This window comes from Streptococcus sp. HMSC076C09 (assembly GCF_001837905.1).
Classification (GTDB): Bacteria; Bacillota; Bacilli; order Lactobacillales; family Streptococcaceae; genus Streptococcus; species Streptococcus parasanguinis_I.
Window position 1 is genome coordinate 46,678 of sequence record NZ_KV834648.1, and the last position, 23,733, is coordinate 70,410.

A 23,733-nucleotide genomic window follows, 5' to 3' on the forward strand; every position below is an offset into this window, starting at 1 on the left:
AGTCTAGTAGTTTCATTTCTACTAGACTTTTTCATTACTCAATGATAATCATAGCCTTAATAGTCTTGCGTTCATCCATGTCTTTATAAGCCTGATTAATCTCATCCAAGCTGTAGCTATTAGTAAAGACACGACCCGGATTGATATCGCCATCAAGAACTGCTTTTAACAAAACTTGTTTATCATAAGTAGTAACTGAGGCTGCTCCACCTGCCACCGAAATGTTTTGGGCAAAGGTCGAACCAAGGGCACGGTTATTGTAGTGAGGAACGCCGACAAATCCCATGCGCCCTCCATTGTGAAGAACACCAAGGGCTTGGTCTACGGCTGCTGCGGTACCCACACATTCAAGAGCCGCATCTGCTCCGCCGCCGAGGATTTCACGGACCTTGGCAATCCCTTCTTCACCACGCTCAGCCACAACAGCTGTCGCACCTGACTCCAAGGCCATTTGTTGACGGTCTTGGTGGCGACTCATGAGGACGATTTGCGATGCACCACGCATCTTAGCTGCGATCACCGCACATTGACCCACGGCACCGTCCCCAATGACCACGACTTTGTCACCTTTTTGCACATCTGCTACACGCGCCGCATGATAGCCCGTCGGCATAACATCTGCTAGTGTCAAGAAGGATTTGAGCATGGCTTCTGTATAATCAGATGGTTGACCTGGAATCTTGACAAGGGCCCAGTTAGCATACTCAAAGCGCATGTACTCTGCTTGAACCCCATCAGACCAGTTGGTGCCGATATGGCGGTCACAAGTCCCATCATAGCCAGCACGACAGGCATCACACTCCCCACAACCATGGGTGAAAGGCGCGATGACAAAGTCTCCTGGTTTGACCGTGGTAATGGCCTCACCGATTTCTTCGACAATCCCAATAGCCTCGTGGCCACTATTTTGATGCCCCGCTTCAATATCAGGATTGCGGTAACTCCAGAGATCGGATCCACAGACACAGGTGCGAACGATGCGGAGAATGACGTCATCTGGCGCTTCGATGTGTGGACGTTCTACTTCTACTAGACCCACTTGCCCAGCTTTTGTATAGACTGTTTTCTTCATAGGATTAACCTACCTTCTATTGCTTACTTATCTATAGTATACACTTTTTATCGAGCTTCTACTTATACCAAGTCGTCATTAATGATGGTGATGATCATGCCCATGATGTTGATCCACTTCCAGCTCCTCGATATTGCGCTTGTGGGCTCGATGAGTTGCTAAGTCTTCGTCAACCTCAATAGTGACGTTTTGAAAGCCGCAATCTTTGAGCAAGGTACGAATCGCTTCTTTACAAACCTCCATGTGGTTGACATGCTCTAGACAAACATGGACAATGGCGTTTTTTTCCAAGCCATCCATGGTCCAAAGATTGAGCTGGTTAATACTAGCGACATGGTCCAACTGCTCCAAATCACTCTTGACTTGCTGGATATCCACTCCTTCTGGCACAGCATCCAGGAAAATCTTGAGCGTGCTCCAAAAACGTGGAATGGCTTTTGACAGAATAAAGATGGAAATGGCAAGAGATAAGAGCGGATCCAGAATATACCAATCGGTAAATCGGAGAACAATGGCCATTAAGATGACAGCCACCCAACCCAAGGTATCTTCCAGAAAGTGCAGGCTGAGAATGGATTCGTTCTTGGTTTGCCCTTTGCGAATGACGAGACTCGCTAGCACATTGATGCTGACGGCAATAATTCCAAGCCAGAGAATGCCCTCATCGTTGACAGGTTGTGGGTGAACCAATTTCGTTATATTTTCCAAAATAACCAGAACGGACCCTGTCATAAGAATCACAGCTGTTACCATGGCCCCTAAAAGGCTAAAACGCTTGTAGCCCAAGGTATAGCGGCTATCTTCTTCACGATTGGAAATACTCTCCAAAAAGGCGGAGATCCCAATAGCGATCGCATCCCCCAAGTCATGGACCGAATCCGCAAGGACCGCACTGGATCCAAAAATCCCTCCTGCAATAAACTCAACAATGGCATAACTCAAATTCAAGAAAAAAGCGATCCAGACCGCATGTTTTGTCTTCATAATCCTATTTCCTTTGTTATAATAGATTCATGAACATCATGTTCATTATCATTATCTAACATTCACAACAGAAAGGATAGGGGCAAACCGTTTAGGGTGTACGTTACTGAACAGTTTGTTCGAAGTGTCCATATGACAGCACAGGATCGTCGCATCACCAAAACTCGAAAAGCCATCTATCAGGCTTTCTTACACTTACTCAACCAAAAAGACTACGAAGCCATCACGGTTCAGGAAATCATTGATCTTGCTGATGTGGGGCGTTCGACCTTTTACAGCCATTACGAGAGCAAGGAATTATTGCTAGATGAACTCTGTCAAAAACTCTTTCACCATCTCTTTGAGCGTGCTGAACACCTCTCCCCACAAGACTACCTGGCCCATATCTTTCAGCATTTCAAGAAAAATCAAGACCATGTAACCAGTCTCTTGCTCTCTAAAAACGATTATTTTATACGGCAACTGCGAAAAGAACTAGAACACGATGTCTACCCAATGGTAGCCGACGAACTCATCCAATCGTACCCTAACATTCCCCACTCCTATCTCAAACACCTGGTCGTCAGCCATTTCATCGAAACCCTCAGCTGGTGGTTGAAAAAAGGCAAATCTTACACAGAACAAGAAGCCGTTCAGTTTTATTTAGAGATTCTGAAAGTGGGTTCGAACTAGAAAGGGGTGTTTTTAATGTCCATCGTGCAATTTTACTTTTTATTTCCAGCACTCTTCATGCTTCACGAACTCGAAGAAATCGTTTGGATGCCATCCTTTTTCAAAAAAATATCAATCCAGTATCCAAACAATCGAATCCTATCTTATTACACTCCTTTTGCTTTCAATGCCATTGTCTTGGAGCAATTTCTAATCCTACTTCTATCACTTTTTCTTAGTTACCAGTTTAACAACTATACTATTTACACAACCATTGTGATTGCATATATCTACCATGTTTTCGGACATCTGATTCAGACAATCGTTATTCGAAAATATGTGCCTGGATTGTTGACGGGAATTCTAACGAGTTTGTTTTCTCTATGTAATATCAAAGATGAAATTCCAATTAAACTCTATGGTTACTCTCTTTTTACTTTATTGGTTATCATTTTAAATCTTGTAGTATCATTTATGATTCTTCATAAAATCAGTCACAAAAAATAGCACTCAGACAATCATATTTTAGAAAGGAAACCCTATGTTCTTCCCCATTCTTCTTGGCTTTTTTACAGCCTTATTTGCCCTTGCTTTTGCTCTTCTTCACTTATTAGCCTCCATTTCTGAATTAAAAAAGGGCAAGCACACTTTAGGAAATCGGCTTCTGTTCATTGGAAGTTGTCTTGCGACTGTATCTCTCATCCTCTACTTCATTTTGCCGATTGTCACTCTAGTTCTTTGGCTGATCGGTTGTGGCCTAATTTGCTACGGGGCCTATTGGAATGGCAAGCATAAAGAAAACTTCAACCCAGTTCATCATCTCATTCGGGTGGGGATTGCTCTAATGATTACGGTTTTATTAGCTCTCATATAAAATAAGCCCAAAGTTTTTCAATGAAAACTTGAGCTTTTTCTCTCTAAACTTTTCTAATGATCAGGCCATCAATACCATCAGAATTGGAATGACTACCATGGTTGCTAGGGTTGACTCTGTCACCATGACCGCTGCATAGTCACTATCGGCCCCATAGAGTCTCGCAACGACTGGCGCATTAGTCATCACCGGCATGGCAGACTGGATGATAAAGACCTGCTTCATTAGGCTTGGAAGAGGGGCCCGGTAAACAATGGTCGCCATTAAGAGTGGAGCAAACACGAAGCGACCTAATAAAATGAGGATCTGATCTTTTCCCAGGACCAACTGCTTCAGGCCTATATGAGACACTGACAAACCGATGAATATCATGGACAAGGGTGTTGTTAAATTGCCCAGATACTGTAAATCACTGGCTAGAAAGGCTGGCAACTTAATATGAAGGATCACGATTAGTAGCCCCAAAAGAAAGCCCATGAGAGGTGGAGAAAAGACCTTTTTCAAGCTTGTTTTGAGGTCAAACTGAGCTTCTCCCTCACCGTCTCGCTGGATCAGGTAAGTCCCCAAGGTCCAGAAAAAGGTCGTATTAGACATGTAATAGATCAAAACATAGGGAATGCTGGCATCCCCAAAAAGAGCTTGGTTAATGGGAAGCCCTACAAAAATGGTATTGGAGTTAAAAAACATGGAAATAAAGAGCCCACGACGATCCTGTCTCACTGCAAAGATCCTGGCTACTCCTGTCGCTACTCCAAGCAAAATAACCATAGACAGGGCAGGAAATCGCAAGGCTGGCAACATTTTAAGCAGATCTGCTGCTGTGAAGCGCTGCGTGATGGTGTAGAGCATATAGCAGGGAAGAGCAACTTGAGTGACCAGTTTAGCGAGTAGGCCACGTGACTTGTCGTCGAACCAGCCTTTTTCACCAATGACAAAGCCCACTAAAATCATACCCAAGATGACGAGAATCCCTGATATACTCCTCAAAAAGATCTCCATGTTTTCTCCTTCTACTTCTTTGAAATGAGAGTTTTTCCACAAGGTCTCAAAAACTACTCTAGTATATCATAAAAAGAGGTGGGGCAACATGCCCACTTCTTGTATTTTATTGATTGTTACTAGTAGCCTTTCTTAGCTGCCTTACTCCATTGGTACCAACCAACGAGACTGTTGATAAGGTAAATCAAGAAAAACCAATAAAATGGTGGGGACTATGGCGAAAATAGATGATTCAGTTAAAAAGAAAGTTCCAGAATTGCGATTTAAAGGATTCACGGATGAATGGGAACAGCGTAAGTTGGGAGACGAAGTTCGAATAGTGATGGGACAGTCTCCTAATTCAGAAAATTATACTGATGATCCTAATGGGCGCTAAAAATGCGAAGACCTATGAAGACCTATTTTGTATTAGTCAAACAAAAGATCCAAAAGAAATGGTATATGATTATGACCATGAAACAAAGTAAAATCAAACCGAGTGATCTGAGGAAGCACCCGATGATCATGAAACGTTATTAAACACAAAAGTCACCCATGTGAGTTCTTGCCAGAAGCTGAAGTTAATCCTTCAACCTGGAAAACCCGCAGAGGTGACTTTTTCTATACATCTCGATTTTTCTGGCAATAATCATTAACCGATAAATATGTCTTTGAATCACCCAGCGACTCCGCTATGTCCATAATCCGCGGTGGTAGTAATCCCACTCGCTGGACAAGTTCGTGATCGCTGAACAATTCCCGTGGACTGCCGGCGAAGCCAAACTTCCCGTGTTCCATAACATACACCGACTCAAACTCGGCGGCGACCCAATCCATGTCATGGGTGATGGTCACAACTTGGTGGCCTGAATCAGCCAACTGATGGAAAATTGCGGTCAACTTGCGCCGGCTTTCCCAATCAAGCGACATCATCGGCTCATCAAATAAATAAATCGCCGGATCCACTGCCAAAACTGTGGCAACGCTCAACAGCTTGCGTTCCGACAATGACAGGTCATATGGACTTTCAGCTGTTTTATCATCCAAGCCAACTCTTTTTAGAGCCGCTAAAGCCCGCCTCGTAATCGTGTCGTGGTCATCCATGACCTGCGCGACACTCCACTCCACCTCTCGTTGAACGGTCGGGTTGAAAAGCTGATCGTCAGGATTCTGAAAAGTAATCCCAACCTTCAGTAACTTTTCGACTGGTTTAAGATCATTAAAATTTTCTCCATCGACCTTAATCACACCGGTTTGTGGTGTCAGCAAGCCCGTCAACAATTTGAAGAGCGTTGATTTGCCGGCACCATTTTGGCCGACAATCGCCACCATCGGATCGGCGAAGTATTTGTCTTCAACATCCAAGCTAAAGGACCGTTCCGGATAAGTGAACGTCAGGTGGTTCAGTTCAATTGTGGGCATAAAAAACCTCCTTCAGTTCAGCGTCATTCACCGGATACCGGCCATCAGCCAAGTGCCAATCCATTTTTTGAGCAAGTTGCTGGATTGTCGGGGCTAGAATCTGCCAGTCAGCTGCCAAATGATTAAACACCTCACCCGGCCTGCCCTGGGCTACCATTTGACCCTCGTGCAGCACCCACACAACGTCGGCGACTTCGCACAAATCGTCAATTTCACTGGTGACAATGAAGACAGTCGTCTCTTTGACTTGGGCCAGCCATTGGAAAAATTGTCGGCGGCCAAGGGGATCCATCTGACTGGTCGGATCATCCATAATCAAAACAGCCGGGTTAGCCGCAATCGCCGTGGCAATTGCCAACCGCTGGCTCTGACCACCGGAAAGGCTTTCGGGACGCAAATTCAGCTGTTCAATCAGCCCCATTTGCGTTGCAACTTCTTCAACCCGTTTTTGAATCAGTCCTTCAGCCATTCCCTGATTAATCAAGTCAAAGGCGATTTCATCGGCAACCGTGTCTGCCAACCCGCTTAGTTGGCCAGCTGGATTTTGCAGTACAACTCCATTCATGGCATTATAAACGGGCCAATTGTCGGACACTCGCTGGCCAAACATGTGCCAGTCGCCCTCAATCTCAGCAGACACCATTTTGGGAATGACCCCTGCCAGCACACGGCACAAAGTCGATTTGCCGGAGTGGCTATTCCCGATAATCCCAACCACCTGGCCGGTATGAACCTCCGCGTTAATCTGACGCAGTTGTGGTTGCTCAGTACCCGGATAACGGGTGGTCAAATTTTCAATTACAATCCGTTTATCTTCGTCCATATCTTCCACCCAATCAATAAAATTGCCAATCCAGTCAGACCAATGTGCAGCGTCCGCGACAGGCGATACACGCGCTGGGAGGTTCTGACAGTCCGGTTGGGATTATCAAAACCTCTCAGTTGGAGAGAAATCGACCGCGCCATCGATTGATCCAAGGTCTTAATCACCAATGGAATTAGAACCGGCAGGACTGACTTTAATTTCTGAATCAACGTTTTTTGCGGATTGGTTCCGCGAACTTTTTGTGCCTGCTGGATTTTCCGCATATTGCGCATCATTTCCGGCAAAATATAACACACCGACATCAGAACGTAGACGGTTTTATAAGACAATCCGGACAGTTCCAAATAGGCCGCGTTTTCTGAAATACTCGTGGTCACCATAAAAAAGCCACTGGTCAAAATAATCACCAATACTCGACAACCCAGAGTGGTGGCGTAAATCAGGCCTTCTTTGTAGAACGACACCCCAAGCACAGAAAACAGCACAGTTTGATTCCGACTGTAAAATAATCCTTGGATGATCAGCATGGTGCAAATCAGAAACAAGCTGAATCCCAGCGCCTTAAAGATGGTAGAACTCAATTTGGAAAATAACAATAGCAGTGTTGCGACAAGAATTAATCCGGCCTGAAGCAATAAATTCATACTGGCAAAGCTCAACAACGTCATGTCCACGATGAACAAGAGCTTAGTAATCGGATCGATCACCTGGTACCACTTGAGCTTGACCCGTGGCGCTCCAGAAATCAATGTTTGATCAGTCATCATTTATCACCGCTAAAGAAGTGCACCATCCGCTTCGGCAGCTGACGATAGATGAAGAAGGCCAGGTAGGCCACGCAGACTTTATCCAAAATATCCAAGACAAACTCATCGGTAAATGAGGCCAGCCACACTGGTGCATGATTGGCGACCATTACCGCAAACAATGAGTCACCCCAAGCGATACCGGTCTGACCACCCCAAAAGATGACGTTGAGTGGCGTTGAAATGACAGCTGAAACGATGGCAATAATAATAGCAGAAACAAATACTCGTCGCGCTGACGAGAACCACCCATTGGCGTGCAAAACTCCGACAGCAATCCCAATTCCGATGCTGGTAATCGCATACACGGTTGAAATTGGCGATAAGGTCAGCCCATAGATCACGTTGTTGATGAAACCACTGATGGCACCGGCAACCGGCCCAGCCAACATGCTGGCAAGAAAGGTTCCCAAAGACCCCAGCCAAACGGGCAACTTTAACCCCTCCGCCAAGGCTTTGGCAACATAGTTAATCCCCACGGCAGCGGGAATCAAAGTCATGGTGGCAGCACTTAACTTAAATTTCCACATACTGGTACGATGAATCGGTTCTGTTTTCATAATCTTCTCCTTTTGTTTTTAAAGAGCCGTGTCTGTTTAGACTTTCGGACGCAACGCTCTATAGATTTTCGATTTGAACCGCTTCTCCTTTCACAGATCCCTTAGTCGACATCAGGGATTTTCTTGAAAATGATTGTTCAACAGTTCACAACTAATCATACTCCGATTTTCATAGAAGTCAAGAATTTCCTGAAATTTTTTTGGAAACGTTCGGGAATTGAAAAATAGAGCCAGCGCCCATGAGAATGATCGCAAGACAATAATAAGAGGCCACTATAAAAAAACAAACACCATCTCTGGTGTTTGTTTCATTTTATAAAGGAAGCACTAGCTTATTTTTTCTTTTTCTTCAAAATATAAGCTGCAATGCTTGCCAAGACAAAGGCTAAAACAAGGCTAATAATGGAGATCGTCGTACCCGTATTTGGTAAGAATCCTAAGATTTTGCCTGGTTTTTTTGGCTCAGGTTGGCTTGGTTTTTTAGGCTCAGGTTGACCCGGCTTTTTAGGTTCAGATGAACTTGGAGGAGTTGGTTGTTTTGGAGTTTCTTTTGGAACATGCTTGTTAGTAATCACAACATTTCCTTTACCATCCTCGTCGTTACGAGCTTCATAGCCCTTTGGAACACTGACTTCTCTTACTGTATAAGTGATGGTGTTTCCATTTGCTTTTTCATCTAAATCTGCAAAGGTATGGGTCCACTTGTTTTCAGCTGACAATTCTACTTCTTGACCGACTTTTTGATCATTGGCATAGAGTTGAACGTGAATACTCTTCGGACGAAGTCCATCCTTGTCATTTTCATCATCCCACTTCTTAGTGACCGTGATGCTTGTCTTACCAGGTGCATGGGTATTGGTAATGGTATAAGCAGCCTGATCAATTGTAGTCGTATATTCAGCTACCTTCTCTTCTTGAAGAGTATAGACGATTTCTTTTCCATCCTTGAATTTTGGTAGACCTGTGAAGCTTTCTTTCCAATCTGTCGCATTGGTGAGTTCTTTTTGAGCAACTTTTTCACCATTGGCAAGAAGATTCACCACGATACTTGCTGGACGAAGACCATCTTGATTGTCTTGGTCATTCCAGATCTTGGTCACTGGAATATCGGTCACCGCTGGCGTATGGGTATTGGTCAAGATCGTATGAGCAACGTCAGAAGTATCAGCAGATACTTGGTAGCCTTCAGGAACAGAGACTTCTTCCACACGGTAGCTGATAGCTTGACCAGCTTTCTTTTCAGCTAATTTGCTAAAGGTATGAGTCCATTGATTGTCCGCTGACAATTCAACTGGATCTCCTACTTTTTCATCCCCAGCATAGAGTTGAACCTTAATGGATTTTGGACGAAGACCATCTTGGTTGTTGGCATCTTCCCATTTCTTCGTTACTTTCATCTCTGTAAGAGCCGGTTCATGCGTATTGGTCAAGACAACATTGGCCTTGTCCTTATCATTTACCGTTACTTTGTAACCATCTGGGACAGTTACTTCTTTGACTGTATATGCAATTGCTTTTCCAGCTGCCTTGGCATCAAGGTTTTCAAATGCACCTTTCCAGTCATTCGCAGCTGAAAGTTCTAATACTTGATCGGTCGCAAGACCATCTTTGTACAATTGAACTTGAATGCTGGCTGGACGAAGACCATCTTGGTTGTCTCCATCTTCCCACTTCTTGCTCACTTCTACTTTGGTCTTTTCTGGTTCGTGCGTGTTGGTCACGACTACTTGACCTGGGTTGCTTGCTTCGACGGCTTGTGTGTAGCCTTCTGGAACATCGATTTCTTTGACTGTATAGTTGATAACTTGGCCAGCTTTCTTCTCGTCTAGGTTTGAGAAGGTATGGGTCCATTTGTTATCTGCTGACAATTCAACAGCCTTACCAACCTTTTGATCACCAGCATACAATTGAACCTTGATTGTTTTTGGACGAAGGCCATCTTGGTTATTGGCATCCCTCCAGTTTTTCGTAACAGTAAGGCTTGTCTTACCTGGTTTGTAAGTATTGGTAATCGTAGTTCCATCAATCTTAGTGGTGTAATTGTCCACTTTGTCTTCTGTCACTGTGTAGACAACTTTTTGACCATCTTTATAGACGGGTAGGTCTGTGAAGGTATGAGTCCATTCATCTCCTTCACCAGTCAGATCAAGAGCTTGCACCTCTGTTCCATTTGCCAAGAGGTGAACTTTGATGGTAGATGGGCGAAGACCATCTTGGTTTTGAGCATCATCCCAGACCTTCTTGACTGTAACCGTCGTGGTCTCAGGAGTGCGCTTGTTGGTGATGGTGGCTTTTCCATCTGTGAAGCTGGCTTCTTCTGTATCGACCGTATAATGAGTCGGAACTTTCACTTCTTTAACAGTGTAGGTGATGAGCTTGCCATCACTGTCTTTATCTGGAAGGTTCGTAAAGTGAGCTTTCCAGTCTGTTGCTGCTGAAACAGCAACTGGTTTCCCTTGAGCTTTGCCATTCTTGTAAAGTTGGAATTCCACACTTGCTGGTCGAAGCCCTTCTTGGTTGTCTTGGTCATCCCAAACTTTTGAAGCTTCAAGATCGAGATACTTGATATCTGCTTCATTAGCGATCTCAACTGGGACTGCTTTTGAGCCAACCGCTTTTCCATCCACCGTGACGTGGTAGATTTGTTTGTCCGCATCATAGGTGACAACCACAGCATGTTCTGTTTCATCCAACTTGTAGTTTTCAGGTGCTTTGGTTTCTTTGAGCGTATAGGTTCCTTCTGTTAAGGTGTTAAAGGAGAGTTCTCCATTTTTATCAGAAGTGGCCGTCGCAACAACCGCACCATTTGCATCTGTTAAGGTAAATTCAGCGCCTTCAAGGACTTTCTTAGAATCATCCTTGTCCACCTTCTTGACGTGGAAAGCAGCCGAGAAGATTTGTGCAGTTACGGTATTAGACTCACGATTTCCTTCGTGACCTTTCGCCTTGTAACCAAACTGGTTATGAGCTTGAACAAGACCAGAACGACCGCCGTTGTCTTCGTTGTCTTTGGTACGTTTTTGCATCAAAGCCTTGACTTCATCGGTTAATTCACTTGGATTTACGACTGGGACACCAAAGCTTGCTTCTCCACGCGCAGGAATCGTAGTACCAGCATTTGCAACTAACTTGATTCCTGTTACTTGACTGTAATCAGTCACAGCTGTCGTCCAGATATCCTTGTCAGCAGCTTGCGCCATGGTATCTGTCGTAACGCCTGTATCAGTAGTATAGTAGACCGTCCATCCTTCTGGAGCTGTCACTGGTCCACGAAGGCTGACCGTGTATTCTGTCATCCGACCAGATCCGTCTAGTGTGTTAACGTCTTTTACTTTTGGTAGGACATCATAGACGACTCCGTCTTCTACTGCCTTATCCGTATTATTTTTAATGGTGAGTTTGTAGTTAAAGGTTTCACCTGGTTTGAAGGTACGTGTCACAATCGAAGCGTCTGACAGGTCATCATTTTTAGCGATATATTTGCGTGCATAGATTCCTTCAGCAGCAACAATCGTATAGTTTGATTGAGCATATGGAATTTTATCCGTTGTTGAACCATTTCCGTTCAGATCATACACATCTTCCGTGACCCGATCAGGGTTGGCATTTTCAAGATCGTGGATCCCATTTCCAGCGACATAAACTTTATTGGTGAAGGTCCCACCATCGTCTTTCCCTTTCAGATCGGCCACGATAAATGGTAGACGCACGCGATTAAGATCTTGAAGAGAAGCTTTAATAAACTCTTTTTGATCCAAATGCATGATGAGAGCTGTCCGTCCAGAATTGTGGTAGTTTTCAATGACATCGTAGCTCTTTAAGAATTTCATACCTTTTTCATTAGAGGCAAGGTTTCTCTCAAAATCTTTATAGTCGACTTTAAGGGTATTTGGATCATAAAGATCAATGATTCGCAGGTCTCCATAATCCTTATCAGGATCTAAAACTACTTTGGTTGCCATCAAACCAAAACGAATATTTTGTCCATCAGTATAGCGAACATCATTGTAATCAGTCGTTTTTGCAATTTCAAAGCTTTCCTTCATAGGAATCAGCTTAAAGCTCCAATCTGCTGACTGATCTTTGGCAACGTTTGACTGTGTTTTATAAGTCACACGGCCTGTATTCTTGTAGACATTTTTGGTCGCATCATTTTCATCGTAACGCGTCTTTTCAGGATCCTTGAAGCTTGTATAGCTATTGAGGTAAATTCCCTGACCAGATTGAAGGACAAAATCATCCTTCATTTCCATCCGCCAGCCCACAACGGTTCCATACTTGGTCAAATCAATTAGACCGTTTCCATCTTTATCTGCTTCTGACTGGATTTCTTTGGTGCTACCATCTTCCATGGTCAAGATAATTCGTTTGACAATGGTATGGATTTGCTTCCCAATCCCATAGTTTCCTTCCATCAGGCGACTATAACCGATCTTGGTAAACTTCAAGCGAGGGTCCACAGTCTCATCATAAAAGACGAAATTCTTCTGCGGTGAAGGGGTATTGTTGGCAAATTTTAAGAGCCATTTATAATTAGCAGCCTTGTATTCTGTTGAGTCATAAACATCCCCATCCGCCTGTTTAGCAAAGCTTCCAGCCCCTTCCAGGTCACGTGAAGTCAAACGGAAAATAAGAGAATCTTCCGCAGTAATATCTGGTTCTCCCTCTCCACGGTTGGCAGGAATTCCTACGATGCTACCAGTATTGGTCAAATCCTTACTAAGAACGTCCTTAAGGGTTTGGTCTTTTTCTAAGACCAAATCAGGGAATTTCAAGTAGAGGTAACTTGTATCCTTGATTTTGGTCATAAATTCTTGGTGATAAGCTGCTGGATTGTCGTTTGCATCCGCCTTGAAAGTCTTCGTAACTGTACCATCTCCATTGTCTACCCAGCCTTCAGACTTGGTTGTATCAAGAACAGCTGTGCGAGTCTTCCCACTCTTATCTGTATAGGTTGGTAACTTATCAGTGATCGTTGCTGATTCTAACTGACGGTATTGACCACCGTATTGACCACGCATTCCGTCCAATTGGAAGGCAAATGGGACAGAAGTTGGTGTTTCAATATAGTTCTTACCATCCGCACCTTTGACAATACCTGGCATTGCTTCCGCATAGTCCTTAGACATGGCTTCGTTCAAGTTTTGGTTGATGTACTTTGTGAAACGATAATCGTTGTACTTAGGCTTCCAAATGATATCATTGAGCGCTGTTTCTTGCCCATTGATGTTCAAAGTTCCTGTGATATCTAGCGAGTAATTCGTCGGTGGATACCCGATTGTAAACTTCCCGATAAAAGGCAAGGTCAACACTTCTGATTTTTGGTAATTTTTAAAGTGAAGGGTGACTTGATAATCATCACCAACCTTTGTTACCGTTGGTTTATCATGCTCTGAGGCACTATTAAAGTCTGGAATACTGACTTCTCTGAGGTACTTGCCTGGTACTTTCAAAGTAATCGCGACATCGTTAATGTCGGTTGTCAAATTTTTAGGGGTAATCTGGATATAGCCAGACATGGTATCCCCTGTAAAATAGGACATGCCACCTGGATGGTCTTGTTTGTCCCCATATAAGAGAGTAACATCCAGAGCCCCATTATCTCCGACCGCTAGCTCATTAGCAAAAGCTGTCATAGCTCCTTGCCCAATTTGACCTAGCATCATGAGAATCGTTAAAATGGCAAATCCTTTTTTAAGGAAGATTTTCCATAATGAACTCATCTTCTTCATTTTGTGTCTCCTTTATTTATTGTCAGCCTAGACGAATAGGCTTTCACTCCTATTTTATCATATAGAATTACTAAATTCTCTTCTTTATAAAATAAAGTTGTAATATTTATTTTATATAGACACATTTTGCAATAATGTCTATATTATAAGTCACTATCTGGTAATGATTTCCCCTTTCTTTTATCCAAGGGCAAGAAAATAAAACATCTATAAACGAGGGAATAGACCTACCAATTCTTATCTCTCCTTGATTTTCTTATTACAAAAAAACTCAAACACATCTGCTTGAGTTTTGTACACCCTACTATTGGTTGGTTAGTTTATCTAACTCCTCACCATTTGAAGGAATCTTTTGTTTTTCCTTCTATCTCGCACCCATAGCATGCCCATCCCAAAGAGATGACTGCCAAACAAGGCAGTCACAAAAATCAGCTTGCCCCTGTCTGGATAAGAAGGAGGGAGAGTCCTAAAGCCATAGCGAGCCAACTCGATAAAAATCGGATGGGAAAAGTAAAGGGCCGTGCTCATCTGTTTCAAATACTGCAAATCATAGCTTTTCAAAAAGGACGATCGCAGGCAGGCATTGACAAAATAGACCGTCACAATAGGAAGTAATAAGAAAAAGTTCTTATCGATTCCTTCATGTTGAAAAATGATGGTACCTTCTATACAGAACAAACCAAAGGCGAGAGATAGCTTTTGCCAACAGTGAACCTTAAAGGTTTGTGCATGAAATTGATCATAGAGATAGTATCCCATATAGATAAAAATAGGCGTGTAAAAGAGACCATTTCGCGCTGTGAAAAATAGGTTACTGTAGAGCTGGTAACCCTTAAGAAGACTCGTAGTGTCCAGATAAGCCGAATAGGTCTCGATCAAGCCCCAGCAGTAAAGAAGAAAAGTGATCACCCCCGTCCAAACCATACCTAGGCGTTTGACCAATTGATTGACCAAAAACAAGCCCAGTAAAAAAGCAGGAATATACCAGAGTTGGTAGCACATTCCCAAGTAGACCAGAGCAATCAAGATTCCTGCTGGAAAGAGATAAACAGGAAGGAGAAAAAGAGCCAGGCATAAGGGAGGTAAACGAAACTCCAAAACAAATAGGTTTTTACGATTTTGACCAGATAGGCCTTCATTTTCTGAGAATTCCCTAGGGATTATTTGAGGAAAAAGCTGGCACAGACGATAAAAAATGGAACCGCTAGCCGGCCGAGCATACTCTTGAGACCAAAATGCAGTGGCTCATAGGAGGTCAAGCGACCACTATGCACCAAAATCACTGCAATCGCAAAGAGGTATTGAAAAAAGCTGATACTAGAGGTGTTATAGAGGGGATTCTTTTGCATGGTCCTACTCCTTGCCCAAAGCAGTTTCTATGGTTATTTTAGCATGAAAGGGAAGGCCAAGCAAGGAATCTTGCATCCTTATCTACCTTTTTTCCTCTATTTTTGATATACTAAAAGCATGCATAAACAAACGATTATTGATTTTAAAGAGCTTGGTTTGCGCTACCTTTTCACCAAGTCCATAAAGGAATTAAAAACTAGAAACCTCGACCAGGTAGAGGATCTTCTTAGAGAAGTCGAAGCCTACCAGGAGCAAGGCTTTTATGCGGTTGGCTATGTCAGCTATGAGGCTGCTCCTGCTTTTGAGAAGAAGTTTGCTGTCCATCCAGCACCTCTTATGGGAGAGTATCTCCTCTATTTTACGATCCACGAGGAGGTCGAAACCCTTCCTTTCCCAGAGCACTATGAAGCTGTGGATCTTCCAGCCAATTGGAAGGAAGAGGTAGAGGCACCTGCTTATCAAGAAGCCATCGAGACCATCCATCACCATATCCGCCAGGGAGATACCTACCAGGTCAACTACACTGTCCAGCTTTCTCAAGAGCTAAAAGCAGATCCTTTGGCTATATACAATCGCTTGGTGGTAGAGCAGAAAGCCCATTACAATGCCTTCATCCAGCACGATGATGTCTCCATCCTCTCCATCAGTCCTGAGCTCTTTTTTGAGCAAGACGACCGGCTACTGACCACGCGCCCCATGAAAGGAACGACGCACCGTGGTCTCACCAACCAAGAGGATCTTCAAGAGGCTGCTTGGCTAGAAGCCGACCCGAAAAATCGAGCAGAAAACATGATGATCGTCGACCTCCTCCGCAATGACATGAACCGGATTTCGGAGATTGGAAGTGAGCAGGTGACCCATCTCTGCCAAGTCGAGCAATACTCCACTGTTTGGCAGATGACCTCGACCATTGAAAGTCGCTTACGAGCTGAAATCGACCTGATCCAAACCTTCCGAGCTCTCTTTCCTTGTGGCTCGATTACAGGAGCACCGAAGATCTCCACTATGGAAATCATCCAAAAGACGGAGAAGTCTCCTCGAGGTGTCTACTGTGGAACGATCGGCATCCTTCTTCCAAAAGGGAAACGGATTTTTAATGTAGCCATCCGGACCCTTCAAATGCAGGGGGATCAAGCCATCTATGGCGTGGGAGGAGGCATCACTTGGGATAGCAAATGGGAAGGTGAATACCAGGAAACCAAGCAAAAATCGGCTGTCCTCTACCGACAAGAGTCTCACTTTGAGCTCCTGACGACCGGCCGCATCCACCAAGGAGAGTTGACTTTCTTAGACCAACATTTAACACGCTTGAGGGAAGCTAGTCGCTACTTTGCCAATCCTTATGATGAGTCGAAGCTCCTGAAAGAACTTCAAGAAGAGCTTGCTCATTTGGAGTCCAACCTTGATTATCGTTGTCGGATTGCCTTGCAAAAAAACGGGACCTTTCACCTAGTAATCACGGAGCTGACAGACTTGCCAGCTAGCTATCTACAGGCCCAACTGACAGAGCAGAAGCTTGATTTAGCGACGCCATTTACTTATTTCAAAACGAGTCAGAGAGACCATCTCAACCAGTCAGATCACGAGCAAATTTTCCATCTGCCAGACGGAACCTTGCTAGAGACGACGATTGGCAATCTGGTGCTGGAGATAGAGGGACAACTCTATACCCCACCAGCTCACCTCCCCTTACTCGATGGCATTTATCGGCGCCATCTTCTTGAGACCCAGCAGGTGGAAGAAAAACTCTTGACTCTGAACGATTTAACAGACGCTGATCGTATTTATGCCTGCAATGCTCTTCGTGGTCTCTACGAACTCGATTTTCAAAGAAAGGATTCCTGATGAAACTTATTTTTTTACATGGACTAGGGCAAGATGTCCTCTCTTGGCAAGGAGTCCAATTTGCACTTTCACCCTTGCACTCCAAAACTTTTGATATTTTCTCCCATCCAAAAGAAAGCTATCAGGAAGTCAAAGAAAGGTTGATGGAGCGCCTCCAGCAAGAAAGCGAACCCTTTATTCTGGTAGGACTCTCACTAGGTGGCGTGCTCGCTCTTGATCTCTCCAGACAAGACTTCCCGCAACTCAAGGGCTTAGTCCTTGTAGGAACACAATACAAACTTAACACCAATCCCCTCTATCGGCTCCAGATCCTCCTCTTTCGTCTGCTTCCCAAGCATGTCTTTGAAAAACAAGATGCCAATAAACAACAGATGCTTCAAATCTTGACCGAATTAAAAGGGCTCAATTTAACCGATACCGTTAAAGCTTGCCCTCTCCCTAGCTTGGTTGTTTGTGGTAGCAGAGATTGGGCCAATCAATCTTCTTCTAAAAAATTGGCCAAGCTCCTGCCAAAAGGCTGCTATCAAGAAATCGCAGACGGAGGCCATCTACTCAATACCGATAAACCCTATGAACTCGCGCAAGCCATCAAGGAATTTGTTGCTGGGTTTTAAAATGAAGAGGCTGGGACAAAAATCCTAGCCTCTCAATTATTTTTGGATTGTCGAGCAAGACGCAGTGGTTGAGTGGGCTCTACTACGCTGATTTCATCAGCTTTTACAGCCATACTCAACTGTGCGGAGGTGGGACGACGAAATCGAATTCTAACGAATGACCGATTTCCGTCCCACTCTCTTTTTTTAGAAATATTTGAGAATTGCTTGATAGTTATTTGAAAAGCAGGTTGTATACTAAGAGTGTAAAGAAAACAACTAGTCATTTGGACGAAGGAGAAAACCATGGAAAAAGTATTAGAAATTTCCCATTTGAGTAAAAAATTTGGTCATCAATACGCCTTAAATGATGTGAATCTCACCATTCGCAAAGGCGACGTCTACGGCCTGATCGGTAAAAATGGCGCAGGGAAAACCACCCTCATCAAGGTCATCACCCAACTAATTCAGGAAACTGACGGAAGCGTCTCTCTCTTTTCTTCTACAAATCGCTCCCAGTGGACGCAAGCCCTGAAACGGGTCGGATCCGTCATCGAGAGTCCCGTGGCCCACAAGCATATGACCGCTTATCAAAACCTGGTCTATTATTGCAAGGCTCGCCATATCCCCAATCCCGACCAGGTCATCAAAGAAACCCTGAACTATGTCGGCCTGAATAATACGGGTAAGAAGAAATTCCGTGATTTTTCGCTAGGGATGAAACAACGGTTGGGGATTGCGATTGCGCTCATTGCTAAGCCAGATTTCCTTATTTTGGACGAACCCATCAATGGTCTCGATCCAGTCGGAATCAAGGAATTCCGTCAGATGATCAAGCGCCTCAACGATGAACTCGGTATGACCATCCTCATTTCCAGTCACATCCTGTCCGAACTTTATCTGGTTGCCAATCGTTTTGGTATTGTCGACCAAGGACGCCTGATTAAAGAAATTAGCAAGGCTGAATTCGAAGAACAAGGAGAAGATTACATCATCCTCAAGACTAGCCAGCTAGCCCTTGCCAGTCAACTGATCCAGGATCAACTCCATCACCGTATCAAGGTCATCGATAAGGATGGAGAAATCCATATCTTCGGCCAGACTCACGATATTAAAGTCATTGTCAAAGCCCTCGTTCAAGCAGATATTGACGTGGATGAAATCTACTATGCCCGCCAAGATCTGGAAAAATTCTTTACGGACTTGGTAGACTAGTCAACCCACCGTCTTGCATTACTTATCCCACATATTTCATTTAGGAGATTTATCATGTTGCATACCATTCAAGCAGATTTTTACAGACTTTTTCGCTCTAAAGGTTTTTGGATTACAGAAGCCATCCTCGTTCTCAACATCCTGTCTGGAGTCATCTTTGGAGCTACCGGCCACGTCGGCGTCAATACGGAATCCAAATTACCCCAAGCAACCGAAGTTTGGACGGGCTTTAAAGCCTTGACCAACTACTCTTCCAGCATCAGTGTGACTATCCTCTTTACCATTATTGTCATCACCTTGGTCCTGGGAACAGACTTAACGCAAAACTTATACAAGAATAGTCTGGCCTATGGCGTTTCTCGCACCAGTTACTACTTTGCCAAAAGCGCCGTTGTTCTGACCATTGCTCTCTTCCAATTTCTTGTTTCTTATGGTCTCGTCTTCTTGATCGCGACGCTCTACAATGGACTTGGCACCATGCCAGAGCACTTCCTTGCTCATTTTGGACTGACCGTGCTGATTCAGTTCCTTTCCACCTTGGCTTGGGTCAGCATCATTTCCTTCCTTCTTTATGCCAGCCAATCCATCACCTTGGCCTTCGTTGGCTACTTCATTGGAAATATCCTCTTAAGCCTTCCTGCGCTCTTCCTTAAAGATATTGATATTCTCCACTATCTAAACTTGGAATTCCAATATTCCATGGTACAGAGCACAACAGCAACAACCAACACCCTCTCGATCGCCCTTGGATTCATCCTTGTTTTCGGCTTCCTAGGACTGGCTACTTTTAAACACAAAGATTTATAACAAAAAGACTTGAGCAGTGCTCAAGCCTTTTTTCTTAGTGTAATGGTCAAGATAAACCAGTCTGCCTCCGTTGCCAGTTGCAAGTCTCCCCCTAAGATCTCTACAAAATTTTGAATGATGTAAAGGCCTAAGCCGGAAGACTCTTCTGTATCCGACAGATTTTCAGAATAGAAGCGACTAGCTAATTGATCTAAGTGCTGGATCGGTTGTTGCACAATATTGCGTAGCTCGACCCGAATCGTGTCCGCGTCCGACATTAAGGTTAAACGCGCCTGATCCTTCCCATGCTTGAGGACATTACTGAGCATATTTTGCAAGAGGCGCTCCCAGAGCTCTGGATCCGTAGCATAATGAAGATGCTCTTCTAGCTCTACCTCTAAGGCAATCCCCGCCTCAGACAAGCTATCGTAATACTGGAATAACTGCTGAGTTAGGACTTGGCTGAGATTGACCTCTGAAATCCGAGGTTGAATAGCTCCCTCCATCAAGCGTCTGTACTCCAAGAGAGATTCCAAGCGTTTTGAGACGACTTGAAGATTGGAAGCAATTTTCTTCAGCTTTTCCTCTTCTTGCGTCCCTCCTTTGATGATTTGTTGGGTATAGCCCGACGCAATGGTCAAAGGTGTCCGAATATCGTGAGCAATATTACTGATGGCCATATCCAAGGTTTTTTTCTCTTGAAAGGCAATCCGATTGGTCCGCTCGATCTGATCAAAGAGATCACTGACCTGCTTGGTCAAGGCGACCAATTCTTTTTTTGAAACCTGAGAGGTCAACCGTACCCCACTCCCATTTTGGAGCTTCTTTCGAATTTGCTCCTGCAAATCTTTGAGAGCAGAGAGTAGGCGAAGGTAACCCAGTCCAAATAGAAGGACAAGGACGACTAGAACTAGAACCAATCCCCACATTACTTGTCTCCTTTCAGGCGAACTCCCAAGCCCCAGACGGTTTCAATATAGTCCTCATTAGGATCGAGCTGAGCAATTTTCTTTCGGAGGTTGCTCAACTGGGCATTGAGCGTATTATCTCCAGGCAGATAAACTTCTTCCCAGACCGCTTCATACAATTCTTCCTTGGTAAAAATCTTCTTTGGATGCGCCAGTAAGGTCTCAAAAATTTGAAATTCTTTTTTTCCCAAGCGAAGCGTCTGTTCGCCAGACTCCAATTCAAAGGTTTCTGGGTTCAGGACCAGATTTTTAAAAGTCAGCTTTTTCGATGATGGAGATTCCTGTGCCGGAGTGTTGTTATTTCTCAGCTGCACCGTTACCCGAGCTGCCACTTCGTCCAGATTAAAGGGCTTGACGATATAATCATTAGCACCTGCAAGGAGATACTGGCTAATGAGGTGTTTGTCTCCAAGAGCGGTCATCATGATGACTGGCACCTGACCCTGCAAACGGATCTCCTCCAGGACCTGATCCCCATTTTTCCCAGGAAGCATGATATCGAGAAGGACCAAATCAATGGCTTCTTGCTGGAAGACCCGCAGCCCTTCTGTACCTGAAAAAGCCTGAAGGACCTCATGTTCTTCACCTAAGAGACTGTATAAAATTTCTTGGATATCATTATTATCCTCGATTAATAAAACCCGTGCCACTTGCCTCACTCCTTTTTCCTTTGAACTCCAAATCATTTCTATTCCTCTAGCCTATCAAATAAAGGGACCTTCGTCAATGAAAATCTGATAAAATCCTATAGTACCCCTGCAAATCTGCATGTTAGGTCATCACAAGATGAACTTGACTATCCTTTCTTTCAAAGGGTATAATAGGACCAATGATAGAATAGGGAGAATCATCTATGAAAAATAACGCCAAAACTAAAATCAGCCTTGTATCCATCCTCGTCATCCTGGGCGTTGCTGCAAGAATGATGCGAGTTATCCACCGCCAGCAAATCAGGGAGCAAAACAGACAAACCATTCAAACGACTAATAAGGTTGCAGAGTTTCAGAAAACACTAGACGAGGAAGAAACGAAGAAACGGAACGAAACCTTCAACAAGATTTATAATGAATCCCTTGTTCGGAATAAGTTTGAGAATTGTCAAAAAGCCGATGAACTTCATGGTTTGGGACAAAGAACTGGGCAGTTTTATATCTATAACTTTGAAAAAAAAGAAGAGATTCTCTTAGAGAATACTGATCAAGCATTTGTTCTACCTATTCGAAACAAGAGTGATAACGTCACATTTCAGGCTATCTTTGCCCACAAGGACGGTCAGTGGCACATCATGAAACCAGACGGAAGTTCTCAGTTGCAACTAGGAGAAGCCAACATTTCCGCTGAATCTAAGTTTGTCATCGAGAACAACGTCTTAGATTACGACCAGTAAATCCGTAACGATTTAGCTAAACTACATACAAAAAGCTTAGGACCCCAGCTTGTGAGTGGGATTCTAAGCTTTTTCGTTTATAGGAGAGAGTTGGCGAGCAAGTACCGAAAACTTTTATTTAACAGAAGCCCCATTGGTCGCAATGACTTCTTTGTACCAATAGAAGGATTTCTTGCGCGAACGGGCTAGGGTTCCTTTCCCTTCATTGTCCCGATCGACATAGATAAAGCCGTAGCGCTTCTTCATTTCTCCAGTCCCGGCAGAGACCAGGTCAATACAGCCCCAAGTCGTATATCCCCAGAGGACAACACCATCTTCGTTAATGGCATCTCGCATGGCCTTGACATGGGCAGCCAGGTAGTCAATCCGGTAGTCATCCTCAATCTCCCCGGCTTCATTTGGGGTATCAACGGCGCCTAGTCCATTTTCTACAATAAACATAGGCTTTTGATAACGATCCCAGATGGTGTTGAGGGTAATGCGGAGACCAAGAGGGTCAATCTGCCAACCCCATTCTGAGCTTTCTAGGTAGGGATTCTTCAGAGAGGCAAAGATATTGCCCGCTGTTTTCTCCCTTTCAGCTGGATCCCCAGAAGCGACCCGACTGGCATAGTAGGAGAAGGAAATAAAGTCCACCGTATGGTCTTTCAACAATTGCAGGTCCTGCTCCGTCATCTCGACCGTGATTCCCTGACGCTCCCACTCTTTCTTGGCATAGTTAGGGTATTCCCCACGCGCCTGCACATCGATGAAGAAATAGTTCTTGCGGTCTTCTTCTAGACCAGCCCAGACATCTCGTGGAGCACAGGTATGCGGATAGTTTTGCCCTGCTGCTAGCATACAGCCGACCTTATTGTTAGGATCAATCTCATGGGCTAGCTTGGTGGCAATGGCTGAAGCGACCAACTCATGGTGAGCCGCCTGGTATTTGATTTGCTCCTCATTCTCCCCTTCTTCAAAGCAGAGACCCGCTCCCATAAAAGGCGCATGGAGGATCATATTGATCTCATTAAAGGTTAGCCAGTATTTGACCAAGCCCTTGTAGCGAGTGAAGAGGGTCCGGCAGAGACGTTCATAACATTCCAACATCTTGCGACTACGCCAACCTCCATACTCAGTAATCAAATGCATGGGACAGTCAAAGTGGGTAATGGTCACCAAGGGTTCAATGCCATACTTATGGCACTCCTTAAAGAGGTCTTCATAGAACTGTAGACCTGCTTCATTCGGCTCTAGTTCATCTCCTTTAGGAAAGATCCGAGACCAGGCAATGGACAAACGATAGGTTTTAAAGCCCATTTCCCCAAAGAGCGCAATGTCTTCCTTGTAGCGATGGTACATATCAATGCCATCCTTAGCCGGATAAAAATAGCCCTCTTCAAAATCGAACATCTTTTTCTGACCTGTAATAATGGCGTGCCGATCAGGCCCAATCGGCACCACATCCACATTGGCCAAGCCACGGCCGTCTTCATTATAAGCTCCCTCACACTGGTTAGCAGCCGTCGCACCACCCCAAAGGAAACCATCTGGAAATTGAAGTTTGTCGGTCATCTCTCTACCTCACTTGATTTGATAGTTCTATTATACCTTTCTCTTTCCAAAAAATCCTACAAGATCCTATGAAAAACTGATACTATTCTAAGGTAACTCCGACACTTGGGAACATAAAAAGACCGGATGG

General features: G+C 44.2%; 23 protein-coding genes. 10 read left to right on the forward strand and 13 right to left on the reverse strand.

All coding sequences use genetic code 11. From position 1 onward, the window contains the following. Nucleotides 1-34: 34 nt before the first annotated feature. Nucleotides 35-1,072 carry a zinc-binding dehydrogenase gene (locus HMPREF2704_RS08060; RefSeq protein ID WP_049471864.1) on the reverse strand — a complete coding sequence of 346 codons (1,038 nt, stop codon included), beginning with the start codon at nt 1,070-1,072 and terminating at the stop codon, nt 35-37. Nucleotides 1,073-1,150: 78 nt separating this feature from the next. Further along, nucleotides 1,151-2,056, reverse strand: coding sequence for a cation diffusion facilitator family transporter (locus HMPREF2704_RS08065; RefSeq protein ID WP_024054599.1), 906 nt, complete (start codon nt 2,054-2,056; stop codon nt 1,151-1,153). Between the two features lie 132 nt (nt 2,057-2,188). Here HMPREF2704_RS08065 and HMPREF2704_RS08070 point away from each other — a divergent pair, with 132 nt between their 5' ends. Genes HMPREF2704_RS08070 through HMPREF2704_RS08080 form a run of 3 tightly spaced genes read left to right on the forward strand, consistent with a single transcriptional unit; the run spans nt 2,189 to nt 3,581 of the window. After that, entirely contained in the window at nt 2,189-2,728 is a 540-nt protein-coding gene (locus HMPREF2704_RS08070) for a TetR/AcrR family transcriptional regulator (protein WP_070466537.1), read from the forward strand. A gap of 15 nt (nt 2,729-2,743) precedes the next feature. Then, nucleotides 2,744-3,214: an HXXEE domain-containing protein gene (locus HMPREF2704_RS08075; RefSeq protein ID WP_070846189.1), complete on the forward strand. Its 471-nt coding sequence runs from the start codon at nt 2,744-2,746 to the stop codon at nt 3,212-3,214. A 34-nt stretch (nt 3,215-3,248) separates the two neighbouring features. Continuing rightward, nucleotides 3,249-3,581, forward strand: coding sequence for a glucuronide permease (locus HMPREF2704_RS08080; RefSeq protein WP_070846191.1), 333 nt, complete (start codon nt 3,249-3,251; stop codon nt 3,579-3,581). Nucleotides 3,582-3,641: 60 nt separating this feature from the next. Here HMPREF2704_RS08080 and HMPREF2704_RS08085 read toward each other — a convergent pair whose 3' ends face one another. Continuing rightward, on the reverse strand, nt 3,642-4,580 hold the full coding sequence (locus tag HMPREF2704_RS08085; protein ID WP_070846193.1) for an AEC family transporter: 939 nt from the start codon (nt 4,578-4,580) through the stop codon (nt 3,642-3,644). 214 nt (nt 4,581-4,794) lie between these two features. Between HMPREF2704_RS08085 and HMPREF2704_RS11275 the strand changes: the two genes are divergently transcribed. Both HMPREF2704_RS11275 and HMPREF2704_RS11590 read left to right on the forward strand, forming a co-directional pair. Continuing rightward, nucleotides 4,795-4,956: a hypothetical protein gene (locus HMPREF2704_RS11275; protein WP_001062367.1), complete on the forward strand. Its 162-nt coding sequence runs from the start codon at nt 4,795-4,797 to the stop codon at nt 4,954-4,956. Between the two features lie 14 nt (nt 4,957-4,970). After that, nucleotides 4,971-5,099 (forward strand): hypothetical protein, encoded by a 129-nt coding sequence (locus HMPREF2704_RS11590; RefSeq protein WP_002878297.1) that lies wholly within the window; start codon nt 4,971-4,973, stop codon nt 5,097-5,099. 81 nt (nt 5,100-5,180) lie between these two features. On the opposite strand, the gene HMPREF2704_RS08090 is transcribed toward HMPREF2704_RS11590, so the two are convergent. The 7 genes from HMPREF2704_RS08090 to HMPREF2704_RS11595 all read right to left on the reverse strand — a co-directional run bounded on the left by HMPREF2704_RS08090 (nt 5,181) and on the right by HMPREF2704_RS11595 (nt 15,254). Then, a complete protein-coding gene (locus HMPREF2704_RS08090; RefSeq protein WP_070846195.1) occupies nt 5,181-5,981 on the reverse strand; it encodes an energy-coupling factor ABC transporter ATP-binding protein in 801 nt (266 codons plus the stop codon). Continuing rightward, complete coding sequence (locus HMPREF2704_RS08095) at nt 5,968-6,804, reverse strand: ABC transporter ATP-binding protein (protein ID WP_070846197.1); 837 nt, start codon at nt 6,802-6,804, stop codon at nt 5,968-5,970. The genes HMPREF2704_RS08090 and HMPREF2704_RS08095 overlap by 14 nt, the downstream gene beginning before the upstream one ends. After that, nucleotides 6,780-7,571 (reverse strand): energy-coupling factor transporter transmembrane component T, encoded by a 792-nt coding sequence (locus tag HMPREF2704_RS08100; protein WP_173019373.1) that lies wholly within the window; start codon nt 7,569-7,571, stop codon nt 6,780-6,782. Before HMPREF2704_RS08100 ends, HMPREF2704_RS08095 begins: the two co-directional genes overlap by 25 nt. Beyond that, the gene (locus HMPREF2704_RS08105; RefSeq protein WP_021153833.1) at nt 7,571-8,173 is read right to left on the reverse strand and encodes a hypothetical protein; all 603 of its coding nucleotides are present in this window, start codon (nt 8,171-8,173) and stop codon (nt 7,571-7,573) included. Before HMPREF2704_RS08105 ends, HMPREF2704_RS08100 begins: the two co-directional genes overlap by 1 nt. A gap of 332 nt (nt 8,174-8,505) precedes the next feature. Then, a complete protein-coding gene (locus HMPREF2704_RS08110) occupies nt 8,506-13,905 on the reverse strand; it encodes a Cna B-type domain-containing protein (protein WP_070846199.1) in 5,400 nt (1,799 codons plus the stop codon). A gap of 324 nt (nt 13,906-14,229) precedes the next feature. Beyond that, the gene (locus HMPREF2704_RS08115; RefSeq protein ID WP_256318659.1) at nt 14,230-15,003 is read right to left on the reverse strand and encodes an acyltransferase; all 774 of its coding nucleotides are present in this window, start codon (nt 15,001-15,003) and stop codon (nt 14,230-14,232) included. A gap of 62 nt (nt 15,004-15,065) precedes the next feature. After that, nucleotides 15,066-15,254: a hypothetical protein gene (locus HMPREF2704_RS11595; RefSeq protein ID WP_223344859.1), complete on the reverse strand. Its 189-nt coding sequence runs from the start codon at nt 15,252-15,254 to the stop codon at nt 15,066-15,068. A 118-nt stretch (nt 15,255-15,372) separates the two neighbouring features. Here HMPREF2704_RS11595 and pabB point away from each other — a divergent pair, with 118 nt between their 5' ends. The 4 genes from pabB (at nt 15,373) to HMPREF2704_RS08135 (ending at nt 19,715) form a co-directional block, all read left to right on the forward strand. Then, the gene (gene pabB / locus HMPREF2704_RS08120) at nt 15,373-17,100 is read left to right on the forward strand and encodes an aminodeoxychorismate synthase component I (RefSeq protein WP_049483768.1); all 1,728 of its coding nucleotides are present in this window, start codon (nt 15,373-15,375) and stop codon (nt 17,098-17,100) included. After that, nucleotides 17,100-17,714, forward strand: a complete 615-nt coding sequence (locus HMPREF2704_RS08125) for an alpha/beta fold hydrolase (protein ID WP_070846200.1) — start codon at nt 17,100-17,102, stop codon at nt 17,712-17,714. Before pabB ends, HMPREF2704_RS08125 begins: the two co-directional genes overlap by 1 nt. A 285-nt stretch (nt 17,715-17,999) precedes the next feature. Next, on the forward strand, nt 18,000-18,908 hold the full coding sequence (locus HMPREF2704_RS08130) for an ABC transporter ATP-binding protein (protein WP_049497968.1): 909 nt from the start codon (nt 18,000-18,002) through the stop codon (nt 18,906-18,908). Between the two features lie 54 nt (nt 18,909-18,962). After that, complete coding sequence (locus tag HMPREF2704_RS08135; protein WP_006595651.1) at nt 18,963-19,715, forward strand: ABC transporter permease; 753 nt, start codon at nt 18,963-18,965, stop codon at nt 19,713-19,715. A 20-nt stretch (nt 19,716-19,735) separates the two neighbouring features. On the opposite strand, the gene HMPREF2704_RS08140 is transcribed toward HMPREF2704_RS08135, so the two are convergent. Together HMPREF2704_RS08140 and HMPREF2704_RS08145 are read right to left on the reverse strand one after the other, a co-directional pair. Continuing rightward, nucleotides 19,736-20,623: a sensor histidine kinase gene (locus tag HMPREF2704_RS08140; protein ID WP_070846203.1), complete on the reverse strand. Its 888-nt coding sequence runs from the start codon at nt 20,621-20,623 to the stop codon at nt 19,736-19,738. Then, complete coding sequence (locus HMPREF2704_RS08145) at nt 20,623-21,312, reverse strand: response regulator transcription factor (RefSeq protein WP_070846258.1); 690 nt, start codon at nt 21,310-21,312, stop codon at nt 20,623-20,625. The genes HMPREF2704_RS08140 and HMPREF2704_RS08145 overlap by 1 nt, the downstream gene beginning before the upstream one ends. Nucleotides 21,313-21,515: 203 nt before the next feature. On the opposite strand from HMPREF2704_RS08145, the gene HMPREF2704_RS08150 reads away from it, so the two are divergent. Then, nucleotides 21,516-22,049 carry a hypothetical protein gene (locus tag HMPREF2704_RS08150; protein WP_070846205.1) on the forward strand — a complete coding sequence of 178 codons (534 nt, stop codon included), beginning with the start codon at nt 21,516-21,518 and terminating at the stop codon, nt 22,047-22,049. Between the two features lie 114 nt (nt 22,050-22,163). Here HMPREF2704_RS08150 and HMPREF2704_RS08155 read toward each other — a convergent pair whose 3' ends face one another. Continuing rightward, entirely contained in the window at nt 22,164-23,603 is a 1,440-nt protein-coding gene (locus HMPREF2704_RS08155) for a 6-phospho-beta-glucosidase (protein ID WP_070846207.1), read from the reverse strand. Nucleotides 23,604-23,733: the final 130 nt, after the last annotated feature.